The organism is Perspicuibacillus lycopersici (assembly GCF_025660475.1).
Classification (GTDB): Bacteria; Bacillota; Bacilli; order Bacillales; family Caldibacillaceae; genus Perspicuibacillus; species Perspicuibacillus lycopersici.
On the sequence record NZ_JAOUSF010000003.1, the window covers coordinates 490,554 to 515,311 of the forward strand.

Annotated in this window: 28 protein-coding genes and 1 other annotated feature; of the genes, 1 reads left to right on the forward strand and 27 read right to left on the reverse strand. The window is 36.8% G+C overall.

All coding sequences use genetic code 11. From position 1 onward, the window contains the following. Positions 1 to 23 precede the first annotated feature (23 nt). From yajC to OEV98_RS10580, 18 genes are all read right to left on the reverse strand, one after another. Entirely contained in the window at positions 24 to 296 is a 273-nt protein-coding gene (gene yajC / locus OEV98_RS10495; RefSeq protein ID WP_263073227.1) for a preprotein translocase subunit YajC, read from the reverse strand. A 108-nt stretch (positions 297 to 404) separates the two neighbouring features. Beyond that, on the reverse strand, positions 405 to 1,544 hold the full coding sequence (gene tgt, locus OEV98_RS10500) for a tRNA guanosine(34) transglycosylase Tgt (RefSeq protein ID WP_263073228.1): 1,140 nt from the start codon (positions 1,542 to 1,544) through the stop codon (positions 405 to 407). Between the two features lie 174 nt (positions 1,545 to 1,718). Then, complete coding sequence (gene queA, locus OEV98_RS10505) at positions 1,719 to 2,747, reverse strand: tRNA preQ1(34) S-adenosylmethionine ribosyltransferase-isomerase QueA (protein ID WP_263073229.1); 1,029 nt, start codon at positions 2,745 to 2,747, stop codon at positions 1,719 to 1,721. A 16-nt stretch (positions 2,748 to 2,763) separates the two neighbouring features. Next, positions 2,764 to 2,970: a DUF2905 domain-containing protein gene (locus OEV98_RS10510; protein WP_263073230.1), complete on the reverse strand. Its 207-nt coding sequence runs from the start codon at positions 2,968 to 2,970 to the stop codon at positions 2,764 to 2,766. Then, entirely contained in the window at positions 2,967 to 3,968 is a 1,002-nt protein-coding gene (gene ruvB / locus OEV98_RS10515) for a Holliday junction branch migration DNA helicase RuvB (protein ID WP_263073231.1), read from the reverse strand. Before ruvB ends, OEV98_RS10510 begins: the two co-directional genes overlap by 4 nt. A gap of 15 nt (positions 3,969 to 3,983) precedes the next feature. Beyond that, positions 3,984 to 4,583, reverse strand: a complete 600-nt coding sequence (gene ruvA, locus OEV98_RS10520; protein ID WP_263073232.1) for a Holliday junction branch migration protein RuvA — start codon at positions 4,581 to 4,583, stop codon at positions 3,984 to 3,986. A gap of 159 nt (positions 4,584 to 4,742) precedes the next feature. Further along, positions 4,743 to 5,285 carry an intercompartmental signaling factor BofC gene (locus OEV98_RS10525; RefSeq protein ID WP_263073233.1) on the reverse strand — a complete coding sequence of 181 codons (543 nt, stop codon included), beginning with the start codon at positions 5,283 to 5,285 and terminating at the stop codon, positions 4,743 to 4,745. A gap of 134 nt (positions 5,286 to 5,419) precedes the next feature. Further along, positions 5,420 to 6,394, reverse strand: a complete 975-nt coding sequence (locus OEV98_RS10530) for an aminoglycoside phosphotransferase family protein (protein ID WP_263073234.1) — start codon at positions 6,392 to 6,394, stop codon at positions 5,420 to 5,422. After that, positions 6,384 to 8,249, reverse strand: coding sequence for a SafA/ExsA family spore coat assembly protein (safA, locus tag OEV98_RS17785; protein WP_317633804.1), 1,866 nt, complete (start codon positions 8,247 to 8,249; stop codon positions 6,384 to 6,386). The genes OEV98_RS10530 and safA overlap by 11 nt, the downstream gene beginning before the upstream one ends. Before the next feature lie 190 nt (positions 8,250 to 8,439). After that, a complete protein-coding gene (gene obgE, locus OEV98_RS10540) occupies positions 8,440 to 9,732 on the reverse strand; it encodes a GTPase ObgE (protein WP_263073235.1) in 1,293 nt (430 codons plus the stop codon). Positions 9,733 to 9,821: 89 nt separating this feature from the next. Further along, positions 9,822 to 10,346 (reverse strand): sporulation initiation phosphotransferase B, encoded by a 525-nt coding sequence (locus tag OEV98_RS10545; RefSeq protein WP_263073236.1) that lies wholly within the window; start codon positions 10,344 to 10,346, stop codon positions 9,822 to 9,824. A gap of 232 nt (positions 10,347 to 10,578) precedes the next feature. Further along, positions 10,579 to 10,869, reverse strand: a complete 291-nt coding sequence (gene rpmA / locus OEV98_RS10550; protein ID WP_055739138.1) for a 50S ribosomal protein L27 — start codon at positions 10,867 to 10,869, stop codon at positions 10,579 to 10,581. Between the two features lie 12 nt (positions 10,870 to 10,881). Next, on the reverse strand, positions 10,882 to 11,217 hold the full coding sequence (locus OEV98_RS10555) for a ribosomal-processing cysteine protease Prp (RefSeq protein ID WP_263073237.1): 336 nt from the start codon (positions 11,215 to 11,217) through the stop codon (positions 10,882 to 10,884). A gap of 12 nt (positions 11,218 to 11,229) precedes the next feature. Beyond that, positions 11,230 to 11,538, reverse strand: coding sequence for a 50S ribosomal protein L21 (rplU, locus tag OEV98_RS10560; protein ID WP_263073238.1), 309 nt, complete (start codon positions 11,536 to 11,538; stop codon positions 11,230 to 11,232). Positions 11,539 to 11,552: 14 nt separating this feature from the next. Further along, positions 11,553 to 11,638 (reverse strand) — a sequence feature (ribosomal protein L21 leader region). 78 nt (positions 11,639 to 11,716) lie between these two features. After that, positions 11,717 to 13,153, reverse strand: coding sequence for an Rne/Rng family ribonuclease (locus OEV98_RS10565; RefSeq protein WP_263073239.1), 1,437 nt, complete (start codon positions 13,151 to 13,153; stop codon positions 11,717 to 11,719). A gap of 55 nt (positions 13,154 to 13,208) precedes the next feature. Continuing rightward, complete coding sequence (locus tag OEV98_RS10570) at positions 13,209 to 14,075, reverse strand: M50 family metallopeptidase (RefSeq protein WP_263073240.1); 867 nt, start codon at positions 14,073 to 14,075, stop codon at positions 13,209 to 13,211. Then, a complete protein-coding gene (locus OEV98_RS10575; RefSeq protein WP_263073241.1) occupies positions 14,068 to 14,853 on the reverse strand; it encodes a M23 family metallopeptidase in 786 nt (261 codons plus the stop codon). The genes OEV98_RS10570 and OEV98_RS10575 overlap by 8 nt, the downstream gene beginning before the upstream one ends. A 401-nt stretch (positions 14,854 to 15,254) precedes the next feature. Then, positions 15,255 to 15,824 (reverse strand): dienelactone hydrolase family protein, encoded by a 570-nt coding sequence (locus tag OEV98_RS10580; protein WP_263073242.1) that lies wholly within the window; start codon positions 15,822 to 15,824, stop codon positions 15,255 to 15,257. 422 nt (positions 15,825 to 16,246) lie between these two features. Between OEV98_RS10580 and OEV98_RS10585 the strand changes: the two genes are divergently transcribed. Continuing rightward, complete coding sequence (locus OEV98_RS10585; RefSeq protein WP_263073243.1) at positions 16,247 to 16,477, forward strand: hypothetical protein; 231 nt, start codon at positions 16,247 to 16,249, stop codon at positions 16,475 to 16,477. Between the two features lie 544 nt (positions 16,478 to 17,021). Here the strand turns inward: OEV98_RS10585 and minD are convergent. From minD to OEV98_RS10630, 9 genes are all read right to left on the reverse strand, one after another. Continuing rightward, positions 17,022 to 17,825: a septum site-determining protein MinD gene (gene minD / locus OEV98_RS10590; protein ID WP_263073244.1), complete on the reverse strand. Its 804-nt coding sequence runs from the start codon at positions 17,823 to 17,825 to the stop codon at positions 17,022 to 17,024. Positions 17,826 to 17,827: 2 nt separating this feature from the next. Next, positions 17,828 to 18,508 (reverse strand): septum site-determining protein MinC, encoded by a 681-nt coding sequence (minC, locus tag OEV98_RS10595; RefSeq protein ID WP_263073245.1) that lies wholly within the window; start codon positions 18,506 to 18,508, stop codon positions 17,828 to 17,830. A gap of 123 nt (positions 18,509 to 18,631) precedes the next feature. Then, the gene (gene mreD, locus OEV98_RS10600) at positions 18,632 to 19,171 is read right to left on the reverse strand and encodes a rod shape-determining protein MreD (protein WP_263073246.1); all 540 of its coding nucleotides are present in this window, start codon (positions 19,169 to 19,171) and stop codon (positions 18,632 to 18,634) included. Next, a complete protein-coding gene (gene mreC, locus OEV98_RS10605; RefSeq protein ID WP_263073247.1) occupies positions 19,164 to 20,033 on the reverse strand; it encodes a rod shape-determining protein MreC in 870 nt (289 codons plus the stop codon). Before mreC ends, mreD begins: the two co-directional genes overlap by 8 nt. A gap of 21 nt (positions 20,034 to 20,054) precedes the next feature. Then, a complete protein-coding gene (locus OEV98_RS10610) occupies positions 20,055 to 21,077 on the reverse strand; it encodes a rod shape-determining protein (RefSeq protein ID WP_263073248.1) in 1,023 nt (340 codons plus the stop codon). A 224-nt stretch (positions 21,078 to 21,301) separates the two neighbouring features. Then, the gene (gene radC, locus OEV98_RS10615; RefSeq protein WP_263073249.1) at positions 21,302 to 21,973 is read right to left on the reverse strand and encodes a RadC family protein; all 672 of its coding nucleotides are present in this window, start codon (positions 21,971 to 21,973) and stop codon (positions 21,302 to 21,304) included. Between the two features lie 141 nt (positions 21,974 to 22,114). Further along, entirely contained in the window at positions 22,115 to 22,693 is a 579-nt protein-coding gene (locus OEV98_RS10620) for a Maf family protein (RefSeq protein ID WP_317633805.1), read from the reverse strand. Positions 22,694 to 22,910: 217 nt separating this feature from the next. Further along, positions 22,911 to 23,864: a hypothetical protein gene (locus OEV98_RS10625; protein WP_263073251.1), complete on the reverse strand. Its 954-nt coding sequence runs from the start codon at positions 23,862 to 23,864 to the stop codon at positions 22,911 to 22,913. A gap of 124 nt (positions 23,865 to 23,988) precedes the next feature. Next, positions 23,989 to 24,744 carry a prepilin peptidase gene (locus OEV98_RS10630; protein WP_263073252.1) on the reverse strand — a complete coding sequence of 252 codons (756 nt, stop codon included), beginning with the start codon at positions 24,742 to 24,744 and terminating at the stop codon, positions 23,989 to 23,991. Positions 24,745 to 24,758 lie beyond the last annotated feature (14 nt).

Here is a 24,758-nt window from a genome sequence, read left to right on the forward strand (position 1 = left end):
GTCAGGGTTTATTATTTTATGGATTATTTTGCAGCTTTTTCTACAACATCACGAATAGCACTTCGTTCGTATGTAAGTTTACTACCATCACCACATCGAATAACTACAGTACCTTCATCAATTGCATCGATAAATCCGTGAAGGCCACCGATAGTAACAACTTTATCACCTTTTTCAAGACTTGACTGCATTTGTTGAACAGATTTCTGTCTCTTTTGTTGCGGTCTAATCAAAAGGAAGTAAAAGATTGCAAACATCAATACAAGCATAATAATACTTTGTACACCTGGACTCATAATTTCCCTCCTTTCTTTATGTAATATTAAATTTTCAAAAAGGAGACCTATCATAAGTCAATTGCTTGATTACCTACTGCCCCTTTTTTGAACAATTACATTTTCATATTAAAAGTTTTTCGCATTTGGCTCATTGAAGCCATATTGTTCGAAAAATTCTTCGCGGAAGTCACCTAAACGATCCTCACGAATCGCTTGACGGACTTGCTCCATTAATTGTAACAGAAAATATAGATTATGATAAGTAGTAAGTCGATATCCGAAAATTTCGTCAGTACGAATAAGATGGCGAATATATGCACGTGTATAATTTTTACATGCATAACAATCACAATTCTCATCCAATGGACGGAAATCTCTTGCATACTTCGCATTTTTCACAACTAACCGACCCTGACTTGTCATTACTGTACCATTTCTTGCAATTCGTGTTGGTAGTACACAGTCAAACATATCGATCCCACGGATAGCACCATCGATTAAGGAGTCAGGAGACCCTACTCCCATTAAATAACGTGGTTTATTTGCTGGCAATAGTGGTGTAGTATATTCTAATACTTTATTCATAATGTGCTTCGGTTCGCCAACCGATAGACCACCGACAGCATATCCCGGTAAATCAAGCGCCACAAGGTCCTTTGCACTTAATTTGCGCAGGTCCTCATATTCCCCACCTTGGACTATCCCAAATAATCCTTGATCTTCTGGACGTTGATGGGCCTTCAAACAACGTTCCGCCCAACGAGATGTTCTCTCTACTGATTTTTTCATATATTCATATTCCGCAGGATATGGCGGACATTCATCAAATGCCATCATAATATCTGATCCTAAGGCGTTTTGGATTTCCATTGCCTTTTCTGGTGATAAGAACATTTTATCGCCATTTAAATGGTTACGGAAATGAACGCCTTCTTCTTCTATTTTGCGGAATTGACTTAAACTAAAGACTTGGAAACCACCAGAATCTGTTAGAATTGCTTGATCCCAGTTCATGAATTTATGTAGTCCGCCTGCTTCTTTTACGATCTCATGACCAGGTCTTAGCCATAAATGATACGTATTACTTAAAATAACACCTGCACCCATTTCCTTTAATTCTTCAGGGGACATCGTTTTTACGGTAGCAAGTGTACCGACCGGCATGAACATTGGGGTTTCATATGATCCGTGCGGAGTATGTAGAATCCCAAGTCTCGCTCCAGTTTGTTTACAAGTTTTTATTAGTTCATAACGAATAGCAGTCAAAGTTGCTACTCCCTTCTTCTGTAGTTTCATATTTTCAGGTATTACACTAGTACTGGGCTACGATAGATTTCATTTTTCGGGGGAATAGTGTAGATCGCGCAGAAACACGAAAAGTATAGATCTACGGCTAATGCCCCCATAATCGTATGTACCACTTTATTATACAAAAATGGTTTAGATAATTAGCATCGCATCACCAAAGCTGAAGAATCGATATTTTTCTTTTACTGCAGTTTCATATGCATGTAAAATATGATCTCTACCAGCTAGTGCACTTACTAACATGACAAGTGTTGACTTCGGTAGATGGAAATTCGTGATCAATCCATCAATTGCGCGAAATTCATAACCTGGGTAAATAAAAATATTCGTCCAACCATTTTCTGCTACGAATTTTCCATCATTTCTTGTCGCAATCGTTTCTAATGTTCTCGTGGAGGTTGTCCCAACCGAAATAATTCGATTTCCCTTTTGCTTCACTTCATTTAATAAATTCGCCGTTTCTGCGTTCATTTGATAAAATTCGGAGTGCATTTCATGTTCTTCCAAATTATCAACACTTACTGGACGGAAAGTACCAAGGCCAACATGAAGGGTAATAAAGGCGATATGGACACCTTTTGCAGCAATTTGCTCTAACAGCTCTTTAGTAAAATGCAAGCCAGCTGTTGGGGCAGCTGCAGACCCACGTTCTTTTGCATATACCGTTTGATAACGGTCCTGATCATCTAAACGCTCTTTAATATATGGTGGAAGTGGCATTTCTCCTAAGCTTTCCAGCACCTCATAAAATATTCCTTCATAGGAAAACTCAAAGATGCGTCCACCGTATTCTAATGAATCTACACATGTAGCCTTCAGCTTGCCATCACCAAAGTGAACAACGGTTCCTTCCTTCACACGCTTTGCTGGTTTCACCAATGTTTCCCAGCGATCCCCTTCTAATTGCTTTAAAAGTAACACTTCTACATGGGCACCAGTATCTTCTTTTTCTCCAAATAAACGGGCTGGTAAAACTTTCGTATCATTTAATACTAGGCAATCGCCTGGATTCAAATAATTAATTACATCAACAAATGTCCGATGCTCAATGTCACCAGATTGTTTATTTAATACCATCAATCTACTACTTGAACGATTTTCAAGTGGCGTTTGTGCAATTAATTCTTCTGGTAAATAATAATCAAAATCTTCTACTTTCATTTTAGTCACCATCTTCTTATTTAAATCTGTTAATAATAAAAAATAATAAGGATAATACAATACTAATAATAATAGATGTCATCATTGGAAAATAAAAGGTTGTATTACCCTTTTGAAAAATAAAATCACCGGGTAATTTTCCAATTTTCACAAACTGCATAAGCAATCCTACAACAAAGATGATACCACCAATTACCATTAACGCTTTTCCGATACCTATCACTTTTTCGGAACCTCCATATGAAAATGTTCATAAACAAGTGGTGTTACGATTCTTCCCCGAGGAGTACGTTGTAAAAATCCAATTTGTAATAAATATGGTTCATACACATCTTCTATCGTTCCAGCTTCTTCCCCAATCGATGCAGCAATAGTTTCCAGTCCTACTGGACCACCTTTAAATTTCTCGATAATACCTTTTAATAATTTATGATCAATATGATCTAATCCTAAACGGTCTACCTGTAATAAATCAAGTGCTTCGTTCGTAAGGGAATGCGAAATAATTCCATCTGCTTTTACTTGGGCAAAATCACGGACTCTACGTAGCAATCGATTGGCAATTCTCGGAGTCCCCCGAGAACGGGATGCAATTTCTTCTGCTGCCCGACTATCTATTTCTGAATCCAAAATAGCTGCCGTTCGCAGTACGATTTCTTTCAATTGCTCCGGAGTATAATACTCTAGACGACTAAGCACACCAAAGCGATCTCGTAAAGGTGCAGAAAGTGCTCCAGCTCTTGTAGTTGCCCCTACTAATGTAAAAGGTGGGAGGTCCAAGCGAATCGATCGAGCACTTGGTCCTTTTCCTATTACAATATCTAAGCAAAAGTCCTCCATTGCAGGGTATAGGACTTCTTCAATGGAGCGTGGAAGACGATGAACTTCATCAATAAATAATACATCCCCTGGCTCTATTGCCGTTAATATTGCAGCTAAATCTCCTGGCCGCTCGATCGCTGGTCCAGAGGTCGTTCGTAGGTTTCCACCCATTTCCGCTGCAATAATGGCTGCTAATGTCGTTTTCCCAAGTCCTGGCGGTCCATATAAAAGGACATGATCTAACGTTTCTTGTCTCATTTTTGCTGCTTCAATAAAGATTTTCAAGTTTTCTTTTACTTTATCTTGACCGATATATTGATTAAAGGAATGGGGACGCAGGTGTTGTTCCAATGACAAATCTTCAAAATTTGCTTCTTCCGATATTATTCGCTCAGACATTTACATCCCCCATTTTTACAATGACGTTAATTTTTTCAACGCCAGTTTAATATATTGGTCTGTCGTTAATTTTTCTTTTTCTAACAATGGCGCAACTCTATTAATTTCCTTTTGAGAATAACCTAATGCTTCGAGCGCTAACAACGCTTCAGTTACCTCAATATTTTCAGCTAATGTTACCATATCCACTGGCAAATCTTCTCCAGTTTCTCCAAGGAAATCTTGTAATTTGCCTTTTAAATCTAAAATAATTTGTCTTGCTGTCTTTTTTCCTACACCAGGAAATTTCGTTAAAAAGTTTTCATTTTCCTGTTCAATTGCTTGAGCAATCTTTTGCGGCTCACCAGCTGCTAAAATCGCCAATGCACCTTTTGGACCAATGCCCGATACATTTAATAATTTGGTGAAAAATTGCTTTTCTTCTCTCGTGACAAATCCATACAATGTATGTGCATCTTCCCGAATATGAAAATATGTATATACTTTCAGCTCTTTACCATCCATCGAAAATGCATATGGATTTGGAGTTAATAGTTGGTAGCCAATACTATTATTTTCAATCACAATATATTGTGGACTAATATATTTAATCGTTCCTACGATGTATTCGTACAATTCTCTCTCTCCCTAAATTAGTACTGTTTATCATTTTACCATATAATGTTCTTCTAGGAGAACTTCTGACCAATATTACTGCAATTAGAATTTTTTCTATTTATTATGAAATTTTTCTAATGTACTCGTACATAAAAAAACACCGCACAACCGAATGACTTATTGATTGGTTGTACGGCTATATGGTTTGAAAGCATTTAATACCTTTTGGAAATCGTTTTTTGTACGAACTGGTATCCCTGTTTTCAATTGATCTTGTTTCGTGCTTTCTAGCTTTTCCATATCTAACTGAAAAAACGTATGAATAATCTGCATTTCTTCCGGTTTCCCATTAAAAATCGATAATGTTCCATTTTCCGTTAATCCAAAATATCCATTCGCTTTCAATAATGGAGAAATATCATCTACATATTTTTTTAATACAACATGATCAGCATTTATATCTACTAGTTTCCAATCCTTATATTGCTTCCAAAGCTCATCCATTGCATAAATATTCTCTGTTATGATTTCTTCCTGTACTTCTCCATCTAAATAGGCTATTTGTAAGACAACAGTCAATTGTTGTTCGCTCACTTGATTACTGTCCGCATCGCTTTTGGCAAAAGTGTGTGGGTCGCCTAATGGATTAAAAAAAAACAAATCCAAGATAGCCGCGAATAAAAGAAGGGTCATCAATACTAGTCGTATTTTCATATTCATTCTGCTCACCCTTTAATTAAATATTTCTCTTCACTATTAGTATTTTTACCATGTGTTAGCGATAATAACCAATTCTATAAAAATTTTATAAAAAAAGATATTTTGTTCGGCAACGAAACAAAATATCCTTTAACTTATAATTTTTTTAGGAAAAAGTTAATCTGATGATAAACATAAAGAATTCTCTCATATTGTTCCACTAGTAATTTCCTTATATAGTGAAGCTTGTAATCGACCGCAATAGAAGCATTGGACAGGACGCGATTTATCTCTCGAAATACATCACTAGGAAAAGCGAGAGCCGCCAAAAACCAAGGATGCCTTTCATATTTTTTTAATGGCGCAATGGAGAATATGCTGGAAATATTCCAATTTACAAATGGGAGAATCCGCATTACATATTGTAGATCATCAATAATTGGCAGTGCACGTGCACATAAATCAAAATCAATCAAATATAATTTCCCGCGATTGTCTCGAATAAAATTATGATTTGCACAATCGCCGTGAATGATGACATTGTCCTCGTGTAGCAAATGTTTACTATATCTCTCCATTTCTTCAAGTGACCAATTAGCTATAGTTAAATAATTATCAAGCAGCTCACGACGTAACAAATGATTGAATAATGGAAGATGTTCCTTAAATTGCTGGAGTCTTATGTTCCATTTCATTTCTTGATCAAATGGTGGAAACAATAGCTTTTCTGATATTGATAATGACGTAGTAATCCGATGAAATTGATTTAATAGAAAAATCCCTGATAACCGATCCGTTTCTGATCGAAATGAAAACTTCCTAATCGACGGTTCTATGTAAGAAATGATTGCAAAATACTCTCCTAAACTTTGAAGCAATGTATCACTATCGGTTAAAAACTGATACGTAGGAAAGGAGAATTTTTTTAAATGGTCCGTTAAAAGCTTTTGTCTTTGAAACTGCTGGGTGGAAGGAAATTGTTTGACAATCATCGGGGATTTTCCAGCTGCTTTCAAATAATACACGCGTGCGTTAATCGGAATTAATTGTGTAACATGCATAATATTTTCCAAAAGAGAAAAGAGACGATCCTGTTGACCGTCCCTATTATTTTTATGATTAATCGTCACTACTTTCATCGTCCAATCTTGGTTGTTGCATGCCAAAATTACCTTGCATTTGACCAAACATATCTGGACTCATTCCATATCCATAAGGCATTCCTCCAAAGCCTGGTGTCTGCCAGCCTTGAGCTCCTGGTGCCATTGGCATTCCTCCAAAGTCTGGTGTCTGCCAGCCTTGAGCTCCTGGTGCCATTGGCATTCCTCCAAAGTCTGGTGTCTGCCAGCCTTGAGCTCCTGGTGCCATTGGCATTCCTCCGAACTCTGGTGTCTGCCAGCCTTGAGCTCCTGGTGCCATTGGCATTCCTCCGAACTCTGGTGTCTGCCAGCCTTGAGCTCCTGGTGCCACTGGCATTCCTCCGAAGCCTAGTGTCTGCCAACCTTGAGCTCCTGGTGCCATTGGCATTCCTCCGAACTCTGGTGTCTGCCAGCCTTGAGCTCCTGGTGCCATTGGCATTCCTCCGAAGCCTGGTGTCTGCCAGCCTTGAGCTCCCGGTGCCATTGGCATTCCTCCAAAGTCTCCTTCTTGCCAGCCTTGAGCTTCTTGTGCTATCGGCATTTCTCCAAAGTCTCCTCCTTGCCAAGGTTGACCATCAGGGTCCATCCCCATTCCACCATAGCTTGGCACTTGCCAGCCTTGAGTTCCTGGTACCATTGGCATTCCCATGTCTTGCGCAAAACCATCGTTATCTTCAATGGATGAATCCATACCTGCTTGCTCATCCATTAGTCCGGATGGTTGTTGTGCGGTCGGAAACAAGCCTGGAAATGCCCCGCTTCCAGGCATCATCGGTTGCATGCCTGTTGGGAAAGCTGATGGATTGCTTGGTAATGCATATGGTACAGGAGGAAATGAAGAACCTCCACATCCACAATCATCATTTTGCATAAATCCTGGGAAAACCATATTTGGCTGCATCATTGGAAATGTTGGTGCAGGATATCCCATTGACATATCATTAACTCCTTGAACAGGTGTTAATGGCATTTGGCTATTAAATACATTTGAATCATCTGGTGACATATCATCCTCCCATTGTGGATCAAACGGGGTCGAAAAAGAATTTGGTTGCTGCATAAAGGATTGCTGTGAATTCATTCCTTCGGTTGGATTCATATATTGAGAATCCATCGGCATTATAGATTGATCTACTGCTGGCATTTGCATAAATGGCTGTTGCATCATCGGTTGGGTAAACATTGGCTGGGTAAAGGGTACAGCTTGTATCGGCCAACATGGAATTCCAGATCCAGGTAATACTGGAGTCATCGGAACACAAGGTTGACAAGGATACATTGGTGGAGCAACTGCTTCTGGTTGAACGACTGGTTGCTTTGGAGCTTCCGGCATATCCTCGGACTCTTCCTCGAAAGTAGGCATTTGGTAGGTCGGTTTTAGTGGTTTTTCTTTCTCAGGTGCTACCTGTGGTTGCTGTTGAACATTCATATTTGCCATGTTTAACATATAATAATTATTAATATCAATTTCAGGAATCACTGGTTGTGGGGCTTTTGGTATAAAGATTGGCTTAGGCACTTCCTTAATGATTTCCTTCGGTTTTTGTACTTTCGGTGCTTCTTTTTGTGCTGGAAGTGTAATTGGTTTCTCCTGTGCAAAAGGATGATCCACTAATGGTTTCTCTTTTTGTATGGGCATCTCTTTTACAGGAAATTCTTTCTTATACGTAGGCATTTCCTTTTTAACGGTTCCGCTACTAGAAGGAACTTTAATTTTCATTCCAGGCATGATCATATCTGGATTGGAAAGCTGTGTATTCATGCTTTTTAGCTGTTCAAAATCCACACCATATTTTTGTGCAATTTTCCACAGCGTATCGCCTTTTTGAACAATATGGATCTTCACTCTTCTTCCCTCCTAAACTTAAGTCGTATTTATTGTATGAAAGAATGGGTAAAGTGCTAATCATCTTCGTAAAAACTTATGATAAACATTTCATAAATATGTAGAATCGAATTTGTCCTTTTCATCTTTTTATCTGCAATACAAAGGCTATAAAAAAACACACCATTCAAAAGAATGATGTGCAAAATTATTATTCTACAAATTCAAATTCAAATTCTAATAACCGAACAATATCGCCATCTTTGGCACCACGTTCTCTTAATGCTTCGTCGACTCCCATTCCCCGTAACTGTCTAGAGAATTTACGAATGGATTCTTCACGACTAAAATCAGTCATTTTGAACAGTCGCTCAATTTTATATCCACTTAAAACAAATGCACCATCTGAATCCCGGGTAATAGTAAAGTCTTCTACTTCACTTTCATGTTTATAAAGTACACGATTGATGACATCTTCGTCTTCATCCTCGTGAGTTAAAGGAAACTCAGGTGTCGTTTCTAGTAAGTCAGCCACTGCAAATAATAACTCTCTTATGCCTTCTTTTGTTATAGCAGAAATCGGGAAAATTTGAATATCTTCTTTCAATTGTTCCTTGAACTTTTGTAAATTTTCTTCTGCCTCAGGCATATCCATTTTATTTGCTGCAATAACGACCGGACGTTCCGTTAAACGCATATTGTATTGCTTCAATTCTTCATTAATCGTAAGAAAATCCTGATAAGGGTCGCGACCTTCTACAGCTCCCATGTCAATTACATGAATGATTACCCTTGTCCTCTCAATATGTCGTAAAAATTGAAGTCCAAGTCCTGCTCCTTGATGAGCACCTTCAATTAATCCAGGTAAATCTGCAATGACAAAGCTTCTTTGATCTTCTGTTTGTACCATTCCTAAATTTGGAACAATGGTCGTGAAATGGTATTCAGCAATTTTAGGCTTTGCAGAAGAAACGATAGATAATAGTGTCGATTTCCCTACACTTGGGAAACCAACCAAACCAACATCCGCTAATAGCTTAAGCTCTAAAATGATATTTCGTTCCTGCCCTGGCTCCCCTTTCTCAGATAACTCTGGCGCAGGATTTCTAGGTGTTGCAAAACGACTATTCCCACGGCCACCTCTACCACCTTTTGCAATAACAGCACGCTCGCCATGTCTTACTAAGTCTGCTACTACTTCACCAGTTTCCTCATCTTTAACAACTGTACCCGGTGGAACTTTCACGATAAAATCTTTAGCGTTTCTACCGTGTTGATTTTTAGACATTCCGTGCTCACCTTTTGGTGCTTTGAAATGCCGTTGATAGCGGAAGTCCATTAATGTCCGCAAGCCTTCATCCACTTCAAATACAACATCTGCACCTTTACCACCATCACCACCGGCTGGTCCACCCATTGGTACAAACTTTTCCCTACGGAAAGCAACCATACCATTGCCTCCGTCTCCACCTTTAACGTATATCTTAACGCGATCAACAAACATAAAGTCTGCATTCTCCTTCCTAATTCTAGCATCGATTGTTATTTTGCATCCGTAAATTTGATGTTTACATTGCCAATAACAAAAATAGTTTAAAAATGTAATTCAAAGTCGATTTCTTCCTTGCTAATGGTAGGTGCTGATAAATATATTCCTGCCATTTGCTTATTTAAAAAATCTAAAATGGATTCCGTATGTACTAGTATTCCATTAAAACGGACAGCCAATCGCAGTTGTTCCTCATCTAGTATAATTTGAAGAAATAATTGATGTTCGTCGATAGTTGATACCGAAGCATTCAGCTTTTGCAAAAACTGACTCAACCACTTCGTAAAGACTACATCATCCACATTTATTGCTTTTCCTGTCCCCAAAACTTCATAACTTAATACTACTGGATTAGTGTTCCAATTGTACGTTAATAATAGTGCGGAAAATTGAGGTAATGGTAAATTTGACAATTTCGATTCATTTTCTGATTGTCTCACAATTTCCTCTATAATTTCATTTACGCGCTCTAACTTACCAAACGACAAATATCCTTTAATTAGCTGAATTTTATTTAACCAGTCATGTCGAGAATGACGAAGTAGATTTACGATATCCTGTTCTTTCATCTTATTTTACCCCTTATTAAAACCTTTTTATTTCACTACCCATTTTGTTCATTAGTATAACATATATTGATAGGGTTAGCCTTGAAATTATCGGAAAATCCAAGTGTAAATATACGTTGAAAGAGATACATACGATTTTCTTGAGGATAAAATTCGTAGTTTCTTGTGGACATTATCTTTATTCGCATAAAAAAACTCTAACCTAACGGGTTAGAGTTTTTTTATTAAATACTTATGCTTCTTTAGCTACAGGATAAACACTAACTTTTTTCTTGTCACGGCCCATACGTTCAAAACGTACAACGCCATCAACTTTAGCAAAAAGTGTATCGTCGCCACCGCGACCTACGTTTTCACCTGGATAAATTTTCGTTCCACGTTGACGATAAAGGATAGATCCGCCAGTTACGAATTGACCGTCTGCACGTTTAGCACCAAGACGTTTCGCGATAGAATCACGACCGTTTTTTGTAGAACCTACACCTTTTTTAGAAGCGAAAAATTGAAGATCTAGTCTTAACATTAGTCCCACCTCCTATTTTTTGAAGGTAATTTTTATATATTCACTATAATCGTATTCGATTGTTTGTAGTGCAACTAACATCCCTTGAAGAAGTAGCTGTACTTTATCCTTTGTTTCTTTTGGTAAATTATTTGGTACAGTACATTGCAAATAGCCGCCTTTTCCACCTTGCTCTACAGCTGGAACAACATTGGTTAAAGCCTCTACAGCATTTATTGCGCCAAATGTTACCGCAGAAACTCCAGCACAAACGATATCTGAACCATGTTTAGCAAAATTCGCATGACCCTCGACTGAAAAGGATTGTATATACTTTTCGTCTGTCTGTTGAATTGTTACATAAATCATTGTTCAATCGCCTTAGCCTTGAATTTTTTCAATCGTAACTTTTGTATAAGGTTGACGATGACCTTGTTTTTTACGATAGTTTTTCTTAGCTTTGTATTTGAAGACAATAATTTTCTTTTGACGACCTTGTTTTTCAACTTTAGCCGTAACAGTTGCGCCTTCAACGAAAGGAGCACCTACTTTTACAGTTTCGCCACCAACAAAAAGAACTTTATCAAAAGTAACTGTTTCGCCATCAGCAGCGTTTAATTTCTCAACGTAAATAGATTGTCCTTCTTCAACTTTAAGTTGTTTACCACCAGTTTCAATAATCGCGTACATGAATTGCACCTCCTCTTTAGACTCAGACTCGCCATTTGCAGGTGATTATTCGTAAGAACAATACTTATGTAATACCTGTTATGTGCGGTTGTAGCACGGGTGCTACAAAAATAACAACATATGAATACTACCATATATCAATAATAGTGTCAAACTATTTTCTCCATTCTACATTAATTTAACGCCATCTTTTTATATGATAATGTGGAATGTTCTTATCGATTGATTGTAGCAATATTTTTATACGGAGAATTACTTCTAAATCATGTAAATGGGCTTCATTTTCACCAGTGAAATATTGGATTACATCTGGTGTTGCTTCGATTTGAACTTCTGAATAATCTGAGCCTTTATATTCCCAAAGCTCTCTTTCCAATTGAAATGCAATTGTTGCAGGTGACATAACAGTACCTAAACCATTACAAACTGGACAGCTAATGGTAAGCTTCTGCTTAATACTAGGGGTTGTCCGCTTTCTTGATAGTTCTAATATTCCTAAAGAGGTAAACCCATAAATAGTTACCCGTTCTTGATCGTGTATAAATCGTTCATTTAAAAGTGAAATGATTTGTTTTTGCTGCTGCGGCGATTTCATGTTAATAAAATCTACTAAAATAATGCCGGCGATATTTCGTAGCTTCACCTGTCTGGCGATTTCTTCTGCAGCTAATAAATTTGTGTCGAAAATTGTCTTTTCCTTTTGGCTTTTTCCCGTGAATTTCCCTGTATTAACATCGATGACTGTGCAAGCTTCTGTTTCTTCTATTACTATATTTGCCCCATTTTTCAGCCAAACAATTTTTTTCGTAAGTTGCTCCATTGCGTGACTCGTTTGAAAGTGAGAAATAATATTTTCATTTCCCGGGTAATAGTTAATCGAGAGGTTACTATCCTTCAGCGCTTCTTTTAATTTTTGAAACAAAGAAATTTCATCACAATATATTTCATCCATTTGTTCTTTTTCTAATATATGGGATATTTTTTCATAAAAGGTATTTTTCTGTAAAAGTAGTGAAGGTGCATTCCCTTTTACGGAAGATGAATGAACCTCTGTAAACTGCTTCCGTAATTTTTCCAACTCCTGTAAAAGTACATCATTCGTTACGTTCTCCACACTTGTCCTAATGACGATCCCTTCAGAATCTGTTAGCACTAGCTTCGCCCATTCCTTCCACTTCGTGCGTGTTTCTTCGTTTAATTTTTTCGATACCGCAGTATATTTTCCAAATGGCATATAAACAATCGCTTTTCCAGAAAACTCAATATTACCGGTTAGTCGATAATATTTCGAATCTGTCTCATCCTTTACGACCTGTACGATAATTTTTTCGCCTTGTCGAAGGAATTTGGCGATAGATTTGAACGGTTTATTTGCTTCCTCACTCATATAATAAGCAGGAATTTGACTAATATGTAAATAGCCTTTTTTCCCTTTTCCAATATGAACAAAGGCTGCATTCATGCTTGGTATGACCTTTTCTACTACTCCAAGATAAATATTACCGATAAGTGAAGCATGTTCTGGTTGTTCAATAAAGAGCTCCACCATTTCACCTGATTTTTCTACCATCCAACGTTTCTCTGATTCTCTTGTATTAATAAATAGTCGATTCATTTTGTTAATCCTCTTTCTTGGCTACTACGGATGTTTTCTCTTCATTTTAATGGGTTTATGTTCTGGAAAGCAAATAGTTTACTGGTTGACTTGCGGCATTCTCTTCAAAAAACGCCTTTAATAAAATTGATTCAGATAGCCTTTTAAGCTCCCTACCGTTTTCAAGAATAACGATTGGATGACATTTTCCTCGATATAGTCTTTCGATTACGGATTGTACCGTATCCTCTGGGGAAACATATAATAGTTTCCTTTGTTTGTTTTTTTGCATTTTTCCAGCGTAACGATCTAGTAAAAAACGCATAAAAATATAGGGACGATTTTTCCATTCTTTGTAAAGGGTGATCATTAAAAATAATGCCATAAACCAACCATTTAAATGAAACGGAAAGAGAATAACAATCATACAGCAGTATAGAAGGAGAAAAATAAACGATGTGATGATAGCAAGCTTTAATGCTTTTATAAATGGACAATAATTTGCAAAAAAAAGATAGACTAATTTTCCTCCATCTAATGGGAGTATAGGTAAACAATTAAACAATAAAATCATCCAATTATATTCAATACAGTACTGATAAACTGGTTCTGATATTAATCCATAGTAATAAAGGATATAGGCGAATATTGGTATCCATAAATGCTGAAGTGGTCCCGCAATTACTACAATAAATTCTTCCTTTAACGGCCGATTCCCATGTTCATCAACCTCTGCCACACCACCAAAAGGAAGTAGCATAATCCGTTTTAGCCTCCAGGAAAAAAAAGAAGAGGCCATGGCGTGGCCTAATTCATGTATAAAGACAATCGCAAATACGATTAGCAATTCTTTGAAACGTGCGGTAAGTATTGCGACGAGAGCAACCATCCAAAAAAGTGGATGAATATGAATGTTTGTAAGTAACCGGATCCATTTATTCAAAGGTAATCACCTGAACTGGATCAATAAATTTCTCATCTTTTCTAATAGCAAAATAAAACTCTCCCGAAACGGTATCCTCTGCTTGCGAAACTTTCCCTAATGGATCACCAATTTTTACTTGATCATATAAATCCACTGATATTTCACTAAGTTCACCATACCATGTTTCACTACTGTCCGGATGTTGGACAATGACCGTTTTACCATACCCTTCTTTCTCACCTGCAAACGTAACAGTACCTTCTTGAATTGCATCTACTATTGCATCCTTCGTCGTTTGAATGGTTATTCCTTCTTTATTGGAATCAAAATCCTCCAATATTTTCGCATTGGCAGGCATAGCAAATTCTTTTTGCACCTTTTCTTCCGTGTTTTCCTTTGGTTGTTCCGGTAAAAGTGCCAAAGGCTTGCCAAAAGTATCTTCATACCAGTTGGACACGGTAGCAAATTGAAAGTCCTTCTCCATCACTTGTTTGACAGCCACACGGAAACTATCTAATTTTTGTGATGGATTTTGAAAGATTATTGCAACGACTAACACTAGGCAAGCTGCAGCTAATAGTTTAAAAATAAAGATTTCCTTTCTAAACAATGGGTGGATTGTTTCATTATTATTTTCCTTATCCCCTGTAAACCATTTATCTTCTTGTGGATAATAATCCGGAGTGAATAACGGTCGTTCTGACTGCCTTTTGGCATTACTATTCATCGCCATTGTACGATTTAGTTTTTTTCGTTGCGCTATTCGTCTTTTTATTTCTTCTTTTCGATTACTCATATTCACCAACCCTTTATGCCCATTTCTTTATTACAATGTATGACTTGTCCCTAGTAAGTATGACAACGTGTCCGATGATTAGGAAAAAACGTTAGTAATAAGAAAAAGTTCCACAAATAAGCACTTAGTTATTAACTGAACAGGTTCACTTCAAACAAGAAATACTACTTAGTGATGATTTGTTATGGATGCGCTTGACACATCACCCAAAAACATGAGGTAAACTATCAAGGAATAGAATGTATAGAAGGAGAAAATAAGTTCATTGGAGTGCAACGCTTTCGTTTCATTTCCAATAATTGATACAAAGAAAAATCCCTTCATTTTATACAAAATGAGGGATGTTTTAAACCGGAGCTAAGTTATGGTAGCTACTGAAAATTTTCGCGTAATTATGCGAGTTATGCGAGGAAGTCGAGAACACGCTTGATTACTAGTTTCGTCGCGTCAGCATCGTAAGACGGTAAACTACTGTCAGTGAAAAGATGTTCCTTGCCTTCGTACAGAAAAAGTTCAGCGTGATTGGCCGACGCAACCAGCTCATGGGCTGCCTCAATGTCGCCGTCTTCAACGAAAAAAGAATCTGCACTCATGGCATGAACTTGCACAGGCAGATCTGCTGGCCACTCGGATTCGAACGCCGAGGTCGGGAGACAGGCATGAAAAAATAGTGCGCCTCTAGCACCGTCACGAGTTTGGGCGAGCTGCTGTGCTGCCGAGACACCGAGTGAAAAGCCAGCATAGACGACATCTCGTGGTAGCTCCCATGCTGCCCGAACGCCACGCGCCGTCACTTCTTCAAATCCGATACCCTTCACAAATGCTAAGCCTTCCTCCAATGAAGAAAAGATGCGTCCGTCAAATAAATCTGGCACGTGCACAGTATGTCCCGCATCTCTCAATTGATTAGCGAATGCTTCAATCCCCTTCGTCCTGCCTAAAACATGGTGTAACAACAAAACTTCTGCCATATTTTTTTCCTCCAATATAATAAATTTCTTATGTTGAATATTCGACATAAAAGCCTGTTTGTCCTGCTGGAACTTAAAAGATTTAAAAATATCTACCGTATTGAATCCACCACTTGCTTATTCAATAAACCAGCTTCATTAGTTTATAAATAAAGCTCATTTTCTAGTTTTAAATTAATTTATGTCTACAGTTGCCGCATGGCACAGAAACTAAAGTAGTAGTAGTAGTAGAATTAAACTATCATTCGATAACAGGGGGGAGGAATGAAATTATTAAAATCAAAAAAATCCTTGTTTTGCCTGTTTTTGCAATTTTCGGTGGTATCATTTTTTACATTTTTTATGGCACACCTTGGGACTTAATTTCGTATAAAAACAATTTTGAGGAGTATCTTGAGAATAAATACAACAAGGATTTTGTGATGGAGGAAATTTCCTTTGCTTTCTTCCACGGCAAAGCATACCATGGCTATGCCCATGCTAAAGAGAACCCTGAGTTAATTTTTTATGTAGGACAAAATCGCTATACTACTAAAGAAACAGAAGATAGTTATCTCGATCAAACATGGCAAAAGCAAGCAAAAGATGAATTAGGTCCAATTGTTGAGCATTTCTTTCCTGACAGTTTTCATAATGCAGTTGATATTTATTAGCTAAACAATCGTTATTATAGTGAAGATTTGCAAATCTCTCCTTTTAAAGAATACTCAACTATTGATATAGATATTTCAATGAAATTACAAATGAGAATCAGGATAATGAAATGGAAAGATTCTATCTGCTTTTAGTATCTTTAAAAGAGAAAGGGATTACATTTAAACATTTTGGCATTAGTTATAAAAACAATCCAGTTACACCCCAATGAAATTCAATTAATTAGTTCCGCTAACGATTATAGAAAAATGGTTAAGTGATTACAAATAATTCTTTCAGTCGCTTCAGATAATCGAAAAAAGACATCAAGCGGGCTTCCACTCGATGTCTTTATTTGGTTTTGATGGTAATTGTAGTTAAAATGCGTTGATTGGAGCGTAAGTGACCTTTCTAAATGAAAAAGACTGTAGACATGCTCGAAAATTTTCCAGTTTGTCTACAGTCGGGGAGCAGAATTGATAATAAATCAATTGCTTTTATTTTATTACGTTATATAATTTATTGAATTTCGTTATACTATTTAATTTCACTGCATATGAATTACTATACACGTGCACCGAAAAACTTTTTAAGCTTTGTTAACATACCTTTTGACGCATCATCTAAATGTTGTAATGGTACGGATTCACCTAAAATTCTTCGAGCGATATTCCGGTAAGCAATACTTGCTTTACTATTTGGATTCATTGCGATCGGTTCGCCAATATTGGAGGCTTTAATAACCTCCTCATCATCTGCGACGATGCCTATTAATTCAATAGCTAAAATATTGGTTACTTCATCGACATCCATCATATCTCCGCGTTTTACCATATTCGTACGGATTCGATTAATAACGAGTCGTGGCGGATCCATCGGCTCTTTTTCCAATAAACCGATAATCCGATCTGCATCGCGAACAGCAGAGATTTCAGGAGTTGTGACAACAATCGCTTGGTCAGCGCCGGCAACTGCATTTTGGAAGCCTTGCTCAATACCAGCTGGGCAATCAATGATAATATAATCGAATTCTTGTTTTAACTCGTCAACGATTTTCTTCATTTGGCTAGGTGTTACTGCCGTTTTATCGCTACTTTGTGCAGCTGGTAATAAATACAATTTTTCATCAAAGCGCTTATCCTTCACAAGTGCTTGATGAAGTTTACACCTGCCGTTAGCTACGTCAACTAAGTCATAAATGATGCGATTTTCTAGTCCCATTACGACATCTAAATTACGTAAGCCAATATCTGTATCCATAAGACAAACCTTTTTTCCTTGTAATGCTAGTGATGTACCGATGTTAGCAGAGGTAGTTGTTTTTCCTACTCCACCTTTTCCGGAAGTTATAACAATCGCTTCACCCACGATTATAATCCCCCTTCCACGAACCGATTTAAATTTGGACGTATTTTCTTCAAAACTATTAATTTATCAATAATAATTTGCTGAGCATCATTAACATATGCACACTCAGCTTCCTGCGGTTTATCTTCCTCTCGGTCTGGTGCCCGTGTGAAACAATCCGCAATTCGTAATTGAGTAGGGCTCATTTTTGAGGCGCATATTACCGCCTCTTCATTTCCTAAACATCCAGCATGTGCGATTCCCTTTAAAGAACCAAGAATAAATATATTCCCACTCGCCATCACTTTTCCACCAGGATTGATATCCCCTATAAGGAGAACATCCCCAGTAATATTTAAGATTTGTCCAGATCGAACAATCTTTGTGATAACTTGTATTTCAGATTCTCTTTTGATTCGTTCTGCATCTTTTTTTAATATAACATTGGAATCAATAGATTCAATTTGTAAATTTTTTTTATGCCCTACAATCTCTTTTATTTTCTTCTCTTGGTTTTTCGATAAAAAGCGATTGCCTGTATGAATACGAACATTTAATACATGCGAGTCGTCATTCACTTGCTGATGTGGAAGAAGCTTGTCCTCCAGTTCATTTAATAATTCAGAAAAAGAACATCTATCATCAAGGTGTAATAATAACCCGTCTTTTGTGCCTTTTATCATGACATTATGCAATTTTACCATGCTAGAAATTCACCTCAACAAAAATAAAATTCAACAAAAGGCGGGCAATATCCTTTATTTTATAGAAAAATTTTATTTATATAAAATTATAGTAATAAAAAGTGCTCAAACAAATGAGCCTATTTAGGATTGAAACATGCCCTCTTCTTCTTCTTTTACTTTTTTTATCAATGTAAAGTATTTCTTTAACGGATAAGCTAGTAATAGATAAAAGACTAAATTTAATAATAAAGTAGGGAATAACCGATTATTTACAAAATGCTCGATTGGCATGTCTGTAATTTGTAAAATAAAATTAAAACCATATACTCCAAATTCTAATACGGTAATTGCGAGCAACGTAATAAATGCCAGAATAAGCAAATGGGTATGGATAATTTTCATTAATTTAGATACACCATAAATAATTGCGGGATACCAAAACAAATAGATTCCCAAAATATCAATAAAAACAATATCCATTATTAATCCAAATACAAGACCATAGATTAGTGCTAATTTTTTATCATAATAGACCGCGATAAAGATAAAAAAAGATAAGAGAAAACGAGGGACACAAATCCAATCCTCTGAGATTAGCTGTACTGGAAAATAATTCGCAAAGATACTTTCAATATCAAAAAATATAATTGCGAAGATAGGTATCCACCATTTTTTATTCATCATTATCCACCACATCTTCATCTGGTTGGTCCATTAAACGTTCAATCACAATAACTTCTTCAATATTATAGAAGTTTGCAGCTGGTTTTACATACGCTGTTTGTGTTAACCCATACTGATCTGGCTCGACTTTTTCTATCGTTCCAATAAACAGGCCTTTTCTATACATACCACCTAAACCTGATGTTATAACATTTTGACCTTTTTCCACTTTACTATTTGATGGTATTTGCTTAATTAGCAACATTTTTGATTCTGCATCATAGCCCTCGATTAACCCGTAAACATCTTTTTCTGCTTGTACTGCTACATGTATTCGATTTGCTCGATCAATTGTTGTTAATAGCTGCACGGTTGACGACAGCTTACTAGTACTCTTAATCGTTCCAATCATTCCCTCTGATGTGACAACCGCCATATTCGTTTTAATCCCTTGGTTTTCCCCTTTATTAATAATAAGGGTTTCATCCCAGCGATCAAAACTTCGAGAAATTACCGATGCTGGTAATGGATTATAGGAAGCTAAATCTTCCTTCTTCTCTATGATCGCTTTTAATTCTTCATTTTCCTTCTCTAATCGATCTGACTCTATTTTCAATTGGGCATATTCATCCAATCTTTTTTTCAAAATTTCATTTTCTTCATATGTATGAAGTAAATCTTGAACATTTCCAACAAAGCCCGCAATACTATGTGCGGGCTTTGCGAAAATGGATTGCACAAAGCCGGCAGTATCCTTTACAAACTGCTCTGGCCATGATAGGTTATCCCTTTCTCTTAATGAAAAACCAATCAATGCCACGAGAAGGATAATTCCCACAAGTAAAATAATCAGTCGCTTATTCATAAAAAATTGTGGCATGATCTACACCTCTTCGCTTACTTACCGTGAATCCTTGGATCTGCTTTTGAATAAATCAATATGATCTAGTGCTTTTCCTGTACCAATCGCAACACAATCCAACGGGTTTTCAGCAATTAGAACAGGCATATTTGTTTCATCACTAATTACTTTATCAAGATTTCGTAGGAGTGCTCCTCCCCCAGTTAATACAATACCTCTATCCATAATATCCGCAGCAAGTTCTGGTGGTGTTTTTTCCAATGTATTTTTTACTGCCTCCACAATGGAGTATACTGTATCACCTAACGCCTTCGAAATTTCCTCTGACGTAATTTCGATTGTTTTCGGTAGACCTGTTAATAAATCTCTACCTCTTATTTCCATATTTTCAATTCCTTCTGGCATACCAGCGGAACCAATTTCCATTTTGATGATTTCTGCCGTACGGTCACCAATCATTAAGTTATAATTTTTACGAATATAATTAATAATTGCTTCATCCATTTCATCACCAGCAATACGGATTGATTGGCTAGTTACAATGCCGCCTAGCGAGATAATGGCAACTTCCGTAGTTCCGCCACCGATATCCACAACCATACTTCCAGTTGGCTCCCAAACTGGCAGGTCAGCACCTATTGCTGCAGCAAACGGTTCTTCAATTGTATAAGCATCTCTAGCCCCTGCCTGACGAGTTGCATCAATTACTGCTCGTTCTTCAACAGCAGTGATTCCGGATGGTACACAAACCATTACATAAGGTTTTCTACCTAATCCGCCTTTATTTTTCATCGCTTGATTGATGAAATACTTCATCATTTTTGCTGTTGTTTCATAATCAGCAATTACTCCATCTTTCATAGGACGAAGTGCGATAACATTACCTGGAGTTCGTCCAATCATATTTTTTGCGTCATTACCAACAGCTACTATTTGTTTTGTATCTGTTTGAAAAGCAACAACAGAAGGTTCTCTAAGTACTACACCTTTTCCTTTAATATACACAAGCGTATTCGCTGTTCCTAAGTCAATTCCTAAATCTTTTGCACCAATTCCAAACATGGTCGTATCTCCCTTTCTGATACATTTTCTGTGATAAACATAGTTGAGTAATTTTCTTGCACCGTTTCTGACACGGTAAATTTCGGCTATTTATATTAAGCTTTACATAATGAAGCGATTTTATTGTTTAGCCATAAAAAAAGATCGTCAAAATCCATTTATTTTTTTCAAACGAAAAAATTCATAAACATAATTATATCCTATCAAACAAAAAATTAATAGTATTATAAGTAACCTTTTTCCTTCAAACTTACATATCTTTTGTCCCCGATGATTATATGGTCCAAGAGTTCGATGCCAATCATTTTGCCGCACTCTGCTAAGCGCTTTGTCACTTCAATATCTTCTCTGCTTGGTCCAGGATCACCCGATGGATGATTATGCAAACAAATAATAGATGCTGCCGAACGACGGAAAGCTTCTCGAAATATTTCTCTTGGATGAACAATCGATGCGTTTAAACTACCGATAAATATGGTTTGTTTGTGTAATACTTGATTTTTTGTATTTAAAAATAAGCATACAAAATGCTCCTGATTCAAAAAACGCATATCTTCCATTACATATTTTGCCCCATCCTCCGGGGAACGGATTACGTAACGGTCATCAAATGTTAAATTTGCAATTCTTCTGCCCAGCTCCACTGCAGCTAGTAATTGAATTGCTTTTGCCTCTCCAATCCCATTAATGTTCATTAATTCCTCAAGAGAAGCTTCCTTTAGCATTCGTAATCCTTCAAAATGTGTGAGAAGGCGCTGAGATAATTGAAGAACTGACTCTGTTCTTGTTCCTGTCCGTAAAATTAGTGCGAGTAGTTCTTGATTGGATAAGCTTTCAGGACCATTATGAATAAACCGTTCACGTGGACGTTCCTCTTTCGGAAAATCTTTAATCATTAACGTTTTATTTATCCTCCATCCCCTCCTGAAATTTCCATAAACAGTAGTTTACTACGTTTCTTCCATAACTGAAATGTTTAAAGAAATACTCGACATTGTTAATAATAAGTTTGAGGTTTCCACTTTATGCTCTTTTCACTAAAAAAAAGCATAGCCCATTGTTTGTAATGTACGATATAACTTTGCAATTGGTAAACCAACAACGGAAAAGTAATCACCATTGATGCTTTTAACAAGAGTTGCTCCATATCCTTGGATGCCATAACTCCCTGCTTTGTCAAATGGTTCCCCTGTTTGAATATAATGCTCGATTTCCTTTTCTGAAAGTTCCCAAAACGTTACATCCGTTTTCACAAAAGAAGTTTCTTCCTGTGATCCATGAATTACCGATATTCCTGTATACACGGTATGTGTTTTCCCGGACAAATTGACTAGCATTTGCTTTGCCGCAACTTTATTTGCTGGTTTGCCTAATATTTGTGGTGCTAAATATACGACTGTGTCTGCTCCGATTACATAGGCATCTGGATAATGTTTGGCAACTGCATGCGCTTTTTTCGATGCTAGAGTCATCACAACTTGTTCCGGTGGAAGTATTTCTTCAATCGTTTCATCAACATCACTAATAATAATTTCAAAATTATGTTGGACTTGTTTGAGGATTTCTCTTCTTCGTGGTGATGATGAAGCTAAAATGAGGCGTGCCAAGAAAATCACCTTCCTATTAAATAAATGTACCAGGGGAGATACATAAGCTTATCGTATCAAAACAACGTTCGACACTCAACGACACAAAGATTAATTTTGGATGACAATTTTCCATCATTTCCCCAAAACCTCTGTAATAAAACGCCATTTTCGAATGATTAGCACTTTTAAAATATATATTTTATTATATTCTCACCTTACGTTTATTTAACAGGAAGGAATGAAATTACATCACGTAATAAGTAGAAATGAATTGAAGTAAATCACTTTGAGCAGCTACCCAGTTTTGCTCCTTCCGGTCGGCTAAAAATAATTGCATTTCATCATATGCTTCTGATAGTAACTCTTTCAGCTGCTTTACTTGCTCTCGATCTAAATTTTCAATTGATTGAATTATTTCATATGCCTTTTGTAAGTTTTCTGTATTTGCTTGATAGCTTTCCCCTTGTATGTATGCTGTTGTACCTTCTTTTATTAGCATGTCATAAAACGAAAATGCTGATTCGAAAAACTTTTTTTCATCGGATGTTAAATTTTGGATGATTTTTTCTTTAATGGTCAGTTGTTTCGGCCAATAATTTGCATAGTCTGTATTTTTTTGTATCGCCTTACCTGAATCCAAGCTATCCACCATTGTGACAAGTACATGGATATTGTCCTCACTCTTTACATAGGCGGCAGGTTGGTTTTTAGCATTCAATTCTGCAACAAGACTTTTCACCGAATCTTCATTCGAGTATACACCTTCTTGTAAAAAATAAATATCAACCGCCGGTAAAATCATTTGCTCTCCATTGACACCTGCTGCATGTCCATCTTCTCCATTTACTTGCGATGGATTTTTCCCAGTACCCATCACCTGTAACAAAATAAAACCGATTAAAATACCTATAGTTATTGCAGAAATCGATGCAATAATTACCATTGTCGTCGAATGACTCATTTGTTTCTGTGCGCTAACAGATGATATCCGCTTTCGACCGATTTTCTTCCGTTTTTTAAAAGGATTCGTAATGTTGTTTATACTGTAATCATTATTTTTTGCTACTGGCTCTTCACTTGCTGCCATTTCCTTTTGAGCATCTCTCCAGTTATAAATTTCTAAATTTTCCTCGTAATCCTTTTCTTTCCCGTTTATTTTAATGGTTACTTTTCCGTTCCCTTTAGGGAGCTTGTCCATAAAATAGCCCTCCCCCATGACGTTTTGTTCTATCCTATCATACTTGTAAAAAAAAAGAACAAGACTTTTGTCGTCTTGTTGCAGAAGGTTTCGTGAAATTTCGTGAAATTTCGTCACGTTTTTTTTAGGAAAGAAATTGAATATACCATTCCAATATCGTATCACGATAAAAATACGATAATAATGCACCAATACTGATAAAAGGGCCAAAAGGAATTGGTGTTTTCTTTTTCCACTTATGAAAAAGCATTTGGATTATACCAACGAGAGACCCAAGCAAAGAAGCGAAAAATAATGTCATAATGATTGCTTTCGTTCCAAGTATTATCCCTAAAACAAAAAATAATTTTATATCTCCACCACCCATACCTCCACGACTAACAATGGCTAGTAAATACAGAATAGCAAATCCGAGAACCGCTCCTACAATGGAATCCCACCATGGATTTAGTGGCTCAAAAATACGAATAGCAATAAATAGTAGGAGAAATACGATTAAAATTTTGTCTGGAATAATCATATATTCTAAATCGGACACAGTAATAATAACGAGTAGGGAAACGAAGAAGAGCGCTGCTAGTAATTCCATTTCCCAGCCTAAATAATAATAGGATAAAGCGAACAATCCGCCTGTAATTGCTTCCATCATTGGATAAATCGGAGATATCTTCGTCCTGCACTTTCGACATTTCCCATGCAAAAACAGATAAGATAAAACAGGAATAAGCTCCCACCAAGATAATTCATGTTTGCAATTCGTGCAATGCGAATTTGGATAAATGATAGACTCCTTCTTTGGCACCCGCAATCCAATCACATTAAAAAACGAACCAAATAATAGTCCAAACAAAACGAATAATAATAAATAAATAGCATTCATAAAAATATCTTTTC